This window comes from Paenibacillus sp. P4_A7, from assembly GCF_056402455.1.
In genome coordinates, this window is record NZ_JBFUHJ010000006.1 from 1 (window position 1) to 12,738 (window position 12,738).

10 protein-coding genes are annotated in these 12,738 nt (G+C 43.4%); 6 read left to right on the plus strand and 4 right to left on the minus strand.

Annotated elements, in window-relative coordinates; all coding sequences use genetic code 11:
- Positions 1-1,332, minus strand: a 1,332-nt coding sequence (locus AC1DWN_RS01720; protein WP_477557222.1) for an ABC transporter ATP-binding protein, incomplete at its 3' end; no start/stop codon positions are given.
- Positions 1,332-1,931, minus strand: a complete 600-nt coding sequence (locus AC1DWN_RS01725; RefSeq protein ID WP_477557223.1) for a PadR family transcriptional regulator — start codon at positions 1,929-1,931, stop codon at positions 1,332-1,334. The genes AC1DWN_RS01720 and AC1DWN_RS01725, both read right to left, overlap by 1 nt.
- A 365-nt stretch (positions 1,932-2,296) precedes the next feature.
- Here AC1DWN_RS01725 and AC1DWN_RS01730 point away from each other — a divergent pair, with 365 nt between their 5' ends.
- From AC1DWN_RS01730 to bcp, 3 genes are all read left to right on the plus strand, one after another.
- A complete protein-coding gene (locus AC1DWN_RS01730; protein ID WP_477557224.1) occupies positions 2,297-3,451 on the plus strand; it encodes an ABC transporter substrate-binding protein in 1,155 nt (384 codons plus the stop codon).
- A gap of 75 nt (positions 3,452-3,526) precedes the next feature.
- Entirely contained in the window at positions 3,527-4,603 is a 1,077-nt protein-coding gene (locus AC1DWN_RS01735) for an asparaginase (protein ID WP_477557225.1), read from the plus strand.
- 50 nt (positions 4,604-4,653) lie between these two features.
- Complete coding sequence (bcp, locus tag AC1DWN_RS01740; protein ID WP_477557226.1) at positions 4,654-5,127, plus strand: thioredoxin-dependent thiol peroxidase; 474 nt, start codon at positions 4,654-4,656, stop codon at positions 5,125-5,127.
- Between the two features lie 196 nt (positions 5,128-5,323).
- On the opposite strand, the gene AC1DWN_RS01745 is transcribed toward bcp, so the two are convergent.
- The gene (locus AC1DWN_RS01745) at positions 5,324-7,186 is read right to left on the minus strand and encodes an LTA synthase family protein (protein ID WP_477557227.1); all 1,863 of its coding nucleotides are present in this window, start codon (positions 7,184-7,186) and stop codon (positions 5,324-5,326) included.
- Between the two features lie 211 nt (positions 7,187-7,397).
- Here AC1DWN_RS01745 and AC1DWN_RS01750 point away from each other — a divergent pair, with 211 nt between their 5' ends.
- Complete coding sequence (locus tag AC1DWN_RS01750) at positions 7,398-8,279, plus strand: M15 family metallopeptidase (RefSeq protein ID WP_477557228.1); 882 nt, start codon at positions 7,398-7,400, stop codon at positions 8,277-8,279.
- Positions 8,280-8,382: 103 nt separating this feature from the next.
- Here AC1DWN_RS01750 and AC1DWN_RS01755 read toward each other — a convergent pair whose 3' ends face one another.
- Positions 8,383-9,699 (minus strand): deoxyguanosinetriphosphate triphosphohydrolase family protein, encoded by a 1,317-nt coding sequence (locus tag AC1DWN_RS01755; RefSeq protein WP_477557229.1) that lies wholly within the window; start codon positions 9,697-9,699, stop codon positions 8,383-8,385.
- Positions 9,700-9,857: 158 nt separating this feature from the next.
- Between AC1DWN_RS01755 and cls the strand changes: the two genes are divergently transcribed.
- Both cls and AC1DWN_RS01765 read left to right on the plus strand, forming a co-directional pair.
- Positions 9,858-11,333, plus strand: coding sequence for a cardiolipin synthase (cls, locus tag AC1DWN_RS01760; protein ID WP_477557230.1), 1,476 nt, complete (start codon positions 9,858-9,860; stop codon positions 11,331-11,333).
- A 563-nt stretch (positions 11,334-11,896) separates the two neighbouring features.
- Complete coding sequence (locus tag AC1DWN_RS01765; protein WP_477557231.1) at positions 11,897-12,733, plus strand: winged helix-turn-helix transcriptional regulator; 837 nt, start codon at positions 11,897-11,899, stop codon at positions 12,731-12,733.
- Positions 12,734-12,738 lie beyond the last annotated feature (5 nt).

A 12,738-nucleotide genomic window follows, 5' to 3' on the forward strand; every position in this document is an offset into this window, starting at 1 on the left:
ATCTTGGGAGACAATACCCATATGCTGATGCAGTGATTTGAGCGTAACGCCAGTTAAAGGTTTGYCGTCAATCGAGATTACACCTTCCTGAGGATCGTAGAACCTGGTCATCAGATGCGTTATCGTCGATTTCCCTGCCCCTGATGAGCCGACAATCGCTGTTATTTTACCTGCATGAATCTCGAAATTGAACTGCTCCAGCACCGGAACGCCGTTATGATAGGCGAAGCTGACGTCTTTAAACAGCATATTGCCATGCACATGCTCGAGTGTGATAGCATTAGGCGCATCAGTCACCCCAGGCTTAGTTTCCAAAATTTCRACGATTCTCTCATAAGCGGCAGCCGATTGCTGTATCGTATTAATTGTTCTGCTAAATCGGCGAATTGGAGCTTGCAGCAGTCGTAAGTAAGCTAGGAAAGCGACAATGGTTCCGGTCGTCATAGCCCCATCCATTGTAAGCTTGGCTCCGAACAACAGAACGGCTGCTAAACCGATGAATAAAAGCAGGTCAATTATAGGCTCGAAGCCCGCTCGCAGCTTTACAGCTTTAAGATTCGCAGTCATATTGTTATGGCTGCGTATGGAGAAGCGCTGCGCTTCATAATCTTCATTCGAGAAGGACTTAATCAAACGAATGGAGGATAACGTATCCTGCAGGTGATTACTAACCTCGGCCACAGTTTCCTGTACCTTCTTGAAGGTTGCGCGCATTCTTTTACCAAAAAATTGCGTCATGCCTATCATAATTGGAAAGGTAATCAGTACAACTAGCGTTAGCTGCCAATTGATCCAAAACATATAAGAGGCGACAACAATAAAGGTAAACCAATCGGTTACGATCGACATCATGCCGGATGAAACCATTTGCTGGAGCATGTTAACGTCACTCGTTAAGCGAGACATAAGGTCGCCAGTACGGTTGCGATCAAAAAAACTAACATCAAGCTTCTGGATATGCTTATACATATCATTTCTAATATCGTATACGGCACGTTGGCCGACAGATGCCATAAGCAAGCTGCTTAGAAAGTTGAACAGACCGAGCAGCAAGGCTGTGCCAAGCACGCCAACACMAACCCAAACGAGTGAATGATATTGTTTATTCGGTATGATGTCATCGATGGTGAACTGAGTAAGCCGTGGGATTATAAATTCAAGCAAGGCTACGGATATGATGCAAATAAAAGCGGCGGTAAGTAGAAGCCATTGGGACCGTACATGAAAAAACATTCGTTTGTACATCGCCCATATGCTGCCGCGCGCAGGTCGGGCAGGTGAAGTATGATAATGACGGTTTCTCATAGGCTGCGGAGCTGAATGCATCTCCATTAATTCAACTCGCCTTCGTCTGTATGCTCGGCAGCAGCCAGAAACTTATTTAGCTGATTTTGTTGCTCAATTAGAAGCAATTGAAGCTGATTAGCCCGTTCTTTGCTGGATGATGCAGCTTGCTCTGCGCGCTTTATAAGCAGAAGCAAGTCAAACGAGTCATTTGATAGTCCGAGCTTTTGACGGATCTTCTCGTTTCGGAACGATTTCGCTTCAGGCGAATGCCGGTCATGCCATGCGCCGTGGTGTCTTGATTTGTCAGGCAATAGAGTTAAGACGGCAAGACCTTGCTCCGTAATGGAATAAACCTTTTTGCCGCCTTCTTCCTCTTGAATGGAAACAAAGCTGCGCTCCTCCAGCATCTGCAGAGTAGGATAAATAGATCCCGCACTAGGAACATAATGTCCTCCGGATTGCTCCTCAAGCGCCTTCATCATCTGATAACCATGCATTGGCTCATGAGCAAGCAGCTTCAACAAGGCAAACTTCACACCRCCTCTGCCAAAATAACGCTTGCCGAAGCCGCGCCGCGAATTCTCTTCGGTTATTTCGCCGAGCTGTTGCTGCTCGGTCGATTTATTTTCATTTCTTTCACCCATTTATAGCACCTCTTTTCTTAATACGATATATCGTAATATAAAAATAAACGATATATCGTATTCTCGTCAACCACTTTTTTTACGATACATTCGAAGCCGAACTTTTGATAGAATGGAACTATTGAGGTTATTACCCAGGAAGGAGCGCTTACTTCAAATTGGCGAAGCGCTTGACTTATCCTCCATGGCGAAGCGCTGGATTTCATACTGCTAAAAAGAGCTGTATAGATTGTTTGAAGTGCAGCCGATAGATAATGTGAGGGTTTAAGAACCTTTTATGAAGCAGAGGGGTGATTTAATGAAGCTCAGACGGCTTAGCATAGCTCTATACCCGCTCTCGTTCATCATGTTTACTCTTTTGTTAAGTGGCTGCACCGCAGCTAACCGTCCCCTGCACAAATCACTTAATCCAGATTCATCCGCAAATTAAAGTAGAGCTCATTTCACCGGAGTATGAAACGGCCGATGATACGATTGCTTCCATGCTGTTAGCGAAGCAAGCCGATATTGTGGAAGTCCGTGATATTACGGTTCACAACTATGTTTCACGCGGCCTTATACAAAGCCTGGAGCCCTATATTGCGGTATGGCCCGAATATAAGCTTATGACCTACAATGCAAAGCTGATGGCAAGGGATTTGAATGAAACGGCTTATTACATACCTAACGGACTGTATCGGGCACAATTGTATTATCGTAAGGATTTATTTGAAGCAAAAGCGCTTCAAGTGCCGGAAACGTGGGAGCAGCTTTACTTCGTTGGGAAACAGCTGACGAAACCGGAAATGAATCAATATGGATTTGCTTTCCGCGGTGGAACTGGAGCGTCTGCTTTATTTACTGAAATGATGCAGGATTACAGTGGGAATTACGTTAATCAACATGAATCCATGTTCCGAATGGATGGAACGACTATTTTTTCTAATGCGGCTGCAAAAAAAGCTGTAGAAGTATATCGAAGTATTTATACGGATATATCGCCTCCTGAATCAATAGACTGGGGCTATAACGAGCAAGTAAAAGCCTTCGCAGAAGGACGAGCAGCTATGCTGATCCAAGATTCGGATGCGATTGAGCGTCTAGAAAAGGATTGGAAGGAAGGGACATGGGCGACAGCCCCTTTACCTACAGGACCAGATAATATCGCTCATTATAATGTGGGAGCTGCCGGCTGGGGCATTGCAGAGGGGGCGGCTCACCCGCGAGAGGCATGGGAATTGATCGCATTCCTTTCCTCAGTAGACAATAACAACGCCTTTACGAAGGCGTCGGGTGTTATTTCTGTTTATAATAATGTGAAGAAGGAAGAGAGCTATAAAACGGGACCATATGTGCCTTATATCCTTATGGATGACAATCCTTCCCGTTATACGGCAGTGAAGCCGCCGACCCATTATGCAAATATCAGCGACTATTTGAAGATGACTACGGAGTATGGAAAAATGTATTTAAAGGGAGAACAATCAGCCGAGATGCTGCTGGATCAAGTCGACAGCTTTTGGTTAGAACAACATCGTTAGAATGATCCGTAGCGGCAAGGGTAACCTTTTATAGTACGTTCGGATATTTTGACTTAGGAGAAAGGTGATAGACAAGTGAAGCAGCTGCTTATTATATTTACTGGCGGTACGATTGGAAGCAGGAAGCAAGGAGCGGGAATTAGCGTGGATGAGGCGGGTTCCTATGGATTAATAGATGCGTATAAGGGTAGTCCAATGCACAATGAAGATGTGACACTTCAAACGATACAACCCCTTAACTTGCTTAGCGAAAATATTATACCTGAAGACTGGCGCACGTTGGCCGCGGCTATAAGCGAGGTAGACATGGCAGCATACGATGGTGTTGTCGTTACACATGGCTCCGATACGCTTGCCTATACGGCTGCGATATTTGGTTATTTATTTGCGGGTACGAATGTGCCCATCGTATTCACTGCAAGCAATTATCCGCTTGCTGATGAGCGGAGCAACGGTCTCCGCAATTTCACGAATGCAATCGACTTTATTGTGGATACCGCTTTACCAGGCGTATTTGTTGTATATGAGAATGATCAAGGATCACCGCTAGTTTATTTATCCACGCGCATCACACAGGCTGTCTCCTTCACGGATCAATTTGGCTCGCCATATGGTGTGCCATATGGAAAGATGGTGAACAGGAGGTTTGTCTGGTCTGCGGATAAACGGAATCCAAGCGAGGATAAGCTTAGGCAGAAGCATGCAGCACCATTTGATTGGGAGCCTCAGGCACTGACTATTGATGCTAGTGTTGTATACATAAAACCATATCCAGGCTTGAATTATTCGTATTATGATTTTTCTGGACACACTCCGAAGGCTGTGCTTCATGATTTACATCATTCTGGTACAGCTTGTGCGATTAGCTCAGGGCCCTTTTCTTTGCTGGAGTTTATATCCCGTTGCCAAACGCTGGGGATCGATTTCTATATTTGCCCGATTAGAGACCGTTCGGATGCGCTCTATTCATCGTCGCTGCGACTCATTGAAGCGGGGGCAATTGTTATTGAAAATATGTCGATCGAAGCAGCAATTACGAAGCTGATGCTTGCTTATGGTATATTTGATTCGAGCGAGCAGGTTAAAGCATTTGTGACGGACACCTCGTTGTACTACGAGCGTAATGATGTGCAGCATGATGATGGACATTAGAGTAAGTAGAGACTAGTCTTTAATTACATAACAAAGAGGAGCGTGTATTCATGGAGCAAGCAAACCCGCAAATAGGAGACACCATTCCAAATTTTAAGCTTCAAGCCTCGAACGGCCAGGAGGTTCAGCTAACAGATTATGCTGGCAAGAAGCTAGTCATTTACTTTTATCCAAAAGATATGACGCCTGGTTGTACTACGGAATCGTGCGATTTCCGTGACTTTAACGGTGAGTTCGGTGCAAATAATGCGGAAGTAATCGGTATCAGCCCGGATGATTTAGCTTCGCATGAGCAATTTGTATCCAAGCATGAGCTGCCATTTCTACTTTTGTCGGATACCGATCATCATGTATCCGAATTGTTTGGCGTATGGAAGCTGCAGCATTGGAATGACAAAGAGTTTATGGGAATCCAGCGTTCGACATTTATTGTTGATGAACAAGGCAAGCTAGTCAAGGAATGGCGGAGTGTCGGAGTAGAAGGTCATGTGAAGGAAGTACTTGAATCGGTAAAAAGTATCTGATCTAAACCGATCTAAGTAAACTAAAAAACGAAATAAAAGCTCTCCCGTAAGCTGAGTGATCAGCCGAAGGAGAGCTTTCTTTCTTAATATATAAGAATTTATAAGTTTTCACTTATAAATGTGCTTATATATCTCCGTGAAACGAATGCTTTTGCCGAAGAGGACGGCGACAGCCGTTTACGCTTGTTATTAGAGATTATGGCTTCTTCCAGCTAGGCAACTGACTTACATAGCTGTCAGACAAATTAAGCAATTCCAGTGCGCGTTGATACTCATCTTCAGTAGCTTCTTGCTCTGTAACGCCATCACCTGCGAGTGAGTAATGCTTGCCATCCGAAAAGCCGCTTCCAGACATAAACAGCTCTTTACTGCTTAGGAATGAGCCAGTAGGTAAATAATATCGCTGTGGAAGAACGTTATACGATTGATTGAACAAATCTTGGCCGAAGTGAATATGATCGTCCAAGGAAATGCCTAGCAAGTTGGCGATTGTCGGAAGAACATCAACTTGGCCGCCTAATTGATCAAAAACTTTTGGTTCTGTAAGGCCAGGAGATGCCACTACAAGCGGTATATTAATCATATCCGTGTAGCTGTATTCGCGGCCATAAATTTCAGCCATCAAATCTTTGTCGTCTCGGTCAAGGGAGTATATCGGAAGACCAAGATGATCACCATAAAGCAAGATCAAGCTATCATCCCAAATGCCGCGTTGCTTTAAATCCTCGATAAACTTACCTAGCGCAAAATCTGCATAATTTTGTGCGCGTATATAATCGCCAACAAATGTTTTTTCATAGCGAGCAGGCAGTGTCATTTGGTATTTCTCTGCTGGGATAGTAAACGGATGATGTGCCGTCATAGAAATGACATGCGAGTAAAACGGTTTTCCGCTTTCATTCATCCGTTCAAGCTCTTCCGCGGTTTTCTTATAGAGCTGCTCATCTGATGCTCCAAAGAATATATTGTCTTCTTCTCCGTAGAAGGCTTTGTCATAATAACGGTCAAAGCCGAGTGCTTTGTAAAGCTCACTGCGATTCCAAAACTCAACAACGTTCGTGTGAAAAGTAGTTGTATCGTAGCCTTGCGCTTTAAGCATTTTCGGTAAGCTCGGAAGCTCTTTATCCGCATATATCATCGTAGCGGCGCCTCGCGCTGGAATGAAGAACGAGGTATTGACTACGAATTCAGCATCGGAAGTGTTGCCTTGACCGACCTGCTGATAGAAATGTTTAAAATAATAGTTTTCATTAACAAGCTTATTAATGTTTGGCGTAATTTCTTTTCCGTCTATTTTCAAATTAACTAGGAAGTTTTGAAAGGATTCCATTTGAATAATAATGACGTTTTTGCCGGATGCCGATTTCCATAGCTGTGGAGCGGCAGGCTGTTGAATCTTTTTCGTAGCATCGATCTTAGCTTGTGTAATTTCATTTGGATCGACATAAGCGACTTTTTTGCTAGAAAAAATAGTATAAGCCTCGTAATTCAAAATACCCATTTGTTCCGCTTTAACAATCTCATTCATGCTGGCGCGGTTTGGTAAAATGTTAAACAGACAAAGCGCGATTGAAATGGTGAATAGCGCTAGAACTAATCTCTTACTCTCTTTACGCGAGCTTTCTTGCTTCCAAATGACTGCCTTTTTCTTACGGAACAACAAGAAACCCATTATAATAATGTCTATAAAAATAAGTAGGAAATAAGGATCCATAAGTGAAAATACACTATTGCTGACAGCTGTTACTTGATTGACTTGTTCTAGAGCTAAATATGTGACGATAACACCGTAATACTTGTAATACATAATGACAGCGAATAGAATTAAAGTCATTACTAGATTAGCGATCAAATAGAATGTAAGCTTTCGCTTGGACGTAAACCACTCAATGAGACAATAGACAATAAGGACAAAGGGAATTTCCTTGACTAAGGTCGTCCAAGATGGCCCATTTTCGAAAATAACCATCCAGGCTAGATAGCTTTTAAGAAGCATGATGAGCGAGAAAAATAAAATGGGACGAGTGCCCAGCCCTTTTTTTGAAGTAAAAAATGTCATATCAACGCCTACCTTTCACAGCAAAAACAAGCCGTCTTAATGAGTTAGCCAGCTCGCTTCGAGTAATTATATTCGTACGCCAAGTTCCTATCTATTATGCTCTAGCTAGCAGTCCGATGTCAAAAGGCAAATGGCACCTCTAAGTATAATGGGAAGTAGAGTCGTTTACAATATTATGGGAAAAATTTATTGAATCATCAGGAGGTTTATCATGGGAAAGAAAAGAAGAAGATTTTTATTTTTTGTTACGGTATGCGTACTATTGACGATTGGTTACATGGTGATGCAGAGAAGCGAATCCGCTACGATTCCGCCAAAAGACTCTGAGATTGAGGGAACAGTAGGTGGCGGCGGTACAATTGAGGGTGAAACGAATGGTGATGGTAGTTCTGTTGAGCCAACCGAAACCACGGAACCTACAGAAACATCAAAACCAAATCCAACTGAGACAACGAAACCACCAGTAACGAATAAACCAACAGAAACAGAAGATGGAATAGCGGTTATTGCACAGCCGGAAGCGGTCGCGGTGTTGGTTAATAAACATAATAAATTACCTGATGATTATAATCCGACAGACTTGGTGTATGCAGATGTACGTTTTATATTTAAGGAGAAATTGGACAAGCGTAAGATGAGGAAGGAAGCGGCTGAGGCGCTTAAAAAGATGTTTGATGCTGCAGACGAAGATAATATCAAACTAGCTGGCGTTTCGGCTTATCGATCCCATGCTACCCAAACGGCATTATTCGATCGTTATGTAAAGAAAGACGGCTTAGAAAAGGCTAGGACGTATAGTGCTCTCCCAGGTACAAGCGAGCATGAAACAGGCTTATCAATCGATGTATCCGGAAGTGACGGAAAATGCGCGGCGTCAAATTGTTTTGGCGGCACACCCGAAGCGGAATGGCTGGAGAAAAATGCGCATGAATATGGCTTCATTATTCGCTATCCGAAAGGAAAAGAAGAAATTACCGGCTATCAATATGAGCCATGGCATATCAGGTTTGTCGGTACTGAGATATCTACTGAGATCAATCAGACTGGACAATCGCTTGAGGAGTACTTTGACGCGATTCCGGTATCGAACTAATACGCACGGGTTTGAATGAATTAACCAAGAGCTCCTATTTATTGTATGCAACAGGGGCCCTTGGTTGATGTTTTTACGGCTATATCACTATCAGGTTTAGCCCTTAATCCATTTCATAAATAGAACCCGATTTGCTGGCGTACAGCTCGGCATAGACTTTCTCAGCGTAAGCATCGGTCATACCGGAGATGTAATCGGCAACGAAACGTGGCCAGCTCCATTTATTTTTGTGAAGCTCATAATTTTCAATCCAATCAGGGGGGATAATAAGTCTGCCTGACTCTTGAATCTTAAAGCTATCCCACAGTTTGCCTATCATAATTTCACTACGCATTTGCAGCCGCTGCACTCGGAAGTCTTTAATAAGTGTTACCCAAGCCAGCTTCTTCAATATTTCCATCGTACGAAGTAAATCAATGTCCTGCTTTCCATCTTGAACGAACGTAACCTTTTTCCAACCTCTCAAAGTGTCATCAATAATGCCTACCTTGCCGGCAAAGAGACTTACCCAGCGAGCTTTCATCTCACGTCTTGTGCGCGAGGCTTCACGGTCACAGCTAACATACAAAGCCTCCCACTGTTCCCAATAGGAGACCAGCACGCGCTTTACCATCGCTGGAATATCAACCTTATCCCAGCCAATTCCAGTATTGCCTTTGTCGTCGACAATTTCCTGCACCAGATGATCAATCAGACGGCTGTCCTCGAAAAAGGTTTGATTCATTTGAATTTTTCCCGCGCGGATACCGTCTTCAATATCAYGCGTAGAATAGGCGATATCATCGCATAAATCCATGAGCTGGGCTTCTAATGTCGAGCATCCGGCAGGCATGCCCCAAGAATGGCGAAGCTGCTCAATTTCTTCCCATTCTGTGTTATACAAACCTTTCAGCCTGCCGGGTTCATTGAGGCCATAAGGGTACTTATTGACGGCAAGAAGTGTGGCCGCCGTTAAATCCAAACCGCTGCCGCTGCCARCACGCTTCTCCAAAAACATTAAAATACGGAAATTTTGAGCGTTGCCCTCGTAAGGCATTCCGTATTCTTTCATTAATAAATGATTGAGCACTTCTTCGCCTCTATGTCCGAATGGCGGATGCCCGAGGTCATGCGCTATAGCGGCAATCTCAACTACAACAGGGTCAAGTATTAGACCAGGATGCTCCTTGCGTCCCAGAAAAGCATATTGTTTATTTAGACGTCGCGCTACTTCACGAGCGATTTGTGATACCTCGAGTGAATGGGTCAGTCTTGTTCGATAATAGTCACCTGTACCTGCTCCGAAAACCTGAGATTTTCCTTGCAGCCGTCTAAAGGCGGGTGATTGGATTAGCCGTGCATAATCACGTTCATATTCATCCCGTTCTTCACTAGGAGTGACGAGCGTTTTCTCATCTAGTCGGAATTTTCTTATGTCCATACGAGTTCCTCCAGTGCCATTTCTACTGATCATGGCTCGCCTTAATAGGCGAAATCTGCCTATGCTTAAAATTGTAGCATATTTATTAAGCTTGAACATACAAGGTGCTTGAAGTATGATCTCATTAACTTTTAGAATAATTGAGGTGTTATAAACAAATGTCAACCTTTATACATAATGCATACACGATCATAGCGCAAAACGCCACTATCATTGTTATGCTGCTAAACATTTTTTTGGCGGTTACCATTATTTTTCTAGAGCGCCGCAATGCGAGTACGACATGGGCTTGGATCATGATCCTCTTCTTCATTCCTGTTGTGGGGTTCGTGTTATATTTGGTTCTTGGCCAAAAAATGAAAAAGAGAAAGCTTTCTAAGCTGTTGGGAGAAAGCCAGCGGATTATTGAGCATACGATTGAGAAGCAAGGGCGTCAGCTCCTTGGACGTGAAATTATATTTAAAGATAGCGATATGCACCATTATCAAGACATGATTTATATGAATTTGAAAACGAGCTATGCGATGTATACAAGCAATAATGCAATCGATATTTTTACGGATGGCAATCAGAAATTTGATTCGCTGCTAAAGGATATCGAGGCAGCTGAGCACCATATACACCTTGTCTATTATATCGTGCGTGACGATGAGCTCGGCAGGAGACTGGTTAAGGCGTTGACAGCTAAGGCGGCAGAGGGCGTAGAGGTTAAGTTTTTGTACGATCATATTGGAAGCTCGAACTTAACCAGGCGGTTTTTCTATGATTTAAGAGCAGCGGGTGGTGAGACGGCTGCGTTCTTCCCTTCGCGAATTCCTTATCTTAATTTGAAAGTTAATTATCGCAATCATCGCAAGCTCGTTATTGTAGATGGACAGATCGGCTACATTGGCGGTTTTAATATCGGTAACGAATATTTAGGCCTGGATAAGCACTTTGGCGAGTGGAGAGATACGCATCTTAGAGTTCGAGGCAACGCGGTGCTTCAAATGCAAGCACAGTTTCTGATGGATTGGAACCTAGCTGCTTTTGGCCAAAGGGAACTAAGTGCGCAGTACTTTCCAGTTATTAGCGATGACACAGGTACGATCGGTATGCAGCTGGTAGCAAGTGGGCCGGATACGGAATTCCAGCAGATTAAAGACGCTTATATCAAAATGATTTATGCGGCCAAAAAGACGATTTGCCTGCAAACGCCTTATTTTATCCCGGATGAGAGCTTGATGACAGCGCTGAAGATTGCGGCCGTATCCGGTGTAGATGTGCGGATTATGCTTCCGAGCAAGCCGGATCATTTCTTCGTTTACTGGGCCACTCATTCGTATTTAGGAGAATTGCTGGCAGGCGGGGTCAAATGTTATTTGTACGAAAAGGGGTTCCTCCATGCGAAAACACTGGTTATCGATGGAAAGATCGCTTCGGTTGGTACAGCTAATCTCGATATTCGCAGCTTCAAGTTAAATTTTGAGATCAATGCGTTCATATATGATACGTGGACAGCGGCTAAGCTGCAACGCATTTTTGAGAAAGATATAGAAAGTTGTAAGCAGCTTACAGTTGAGCTATATGAGGCTCGTCMCTTATTTAATCGATTTAAAGAATCGATTTCCCGTCTTCTTAGTCCCATTTTGTAATCAACATAAAAAACAACATAAAAAGGGATTCTGCTTATCTAAGATAACCAGAATCCCTTTATGTGCTTGGCTTACGACTATTCAATTTATTCAAACTCTCCAATCCGCCTCTTACACTGTCTCATTTGCTTCCTTTCTATTTGCTGCAAACCACTTCGACTTCGATCCTTTCTTAATTGACCTTGATCAAATTGCTGTTCGATTTGCTACAAATCCTTTCTTTATATTAAGTATCTGTTAACTCAAAGGCTCGATTTCGCATTGCGCTGATTACCCGCATGTCCAACTATTCGATACTCCTTCCTGACTTAATGAGACATGCTTCGCTTAACTACTTCAATGGGCTATCCCCTCTCGGTTAAGATAGGCTTAGTATACTCCTTTATTTGAATTTTGTAAATATTCAGATTATTGTTTTCGACAAAAAAATTAAAAAGAAATAATAGGGCGTATAACAGCGTGTTGAGGCAAGCAGTTGACCGTAGTTGTACAGAAATTTATACTGAACAGAAGAGCACGAGTACATCATATGTAGTATACGTATTAGAAGGAGTATGCGAATCATGCGCAACGAAATGATAAACGCTATAGCGGAGGATCAAATGAGAGTGGCAACTGAAGTAAGCCTTGAACGGGATGGCAATCATATAGATGTAGATGAGCTGCAGAGCGGAGTTCTTTGTTCGTTGACTCAGCGAGTGATGATTATTAGTCCGCTGCCCGAACGCGTTCGAAGCTTACTTGTTAAGCTAGCTGCAGAATGCTTTGATGTATTCTCTCTGCATGATTTTGATCAAAGTATGCTTCGCAGCCTGCAACCCGAACTGCTGGTTTACGATGCTATTCCAGTCAATCATTCGCTTAGCGGGAATACGCTGCAGGCGGGTGCTGATTTACTTCAGTCGGCTGAATCTCATGGCGTGCCTGTATTGATATTAATTGATCAGCAATCATATGAAGAGCGTGTGACAACTGCTTTAGGAGCGGCCGAGCTGCTTGTTTGGCCAGCTAAACCGGAGGAAGCGCTCGAACTCATTAATCGTATGCTAAGTAATCGTCCCTCACCTGTTGGAGGAGCGGCATTAGCCGATATTCGTCAATTTAAAGATATTCATATTAATCTGAAGAGGATGACGGTTGATCGTGGTGGGCAGCGTATTGAGCTTACGAAGACGGAGTACGATCTGCTGCTTCATTTTATATCTTCAGACGGTTCTGTACTCACGCGTGAGTCACTGCTGGATACGGTTTGGGGCTTGCAAATTTACGTGGGCAGTAATGTGGTGGATGCCCATATTAAAAGTTTGCGCAAAAAACTAAAGGATAGCGCTGTAGCTCCTAAATATATTGTAACGGTACGCGGAGCAGGTTATCGGCTCGCTGAAAATGGAGACGGCTAAAGGAA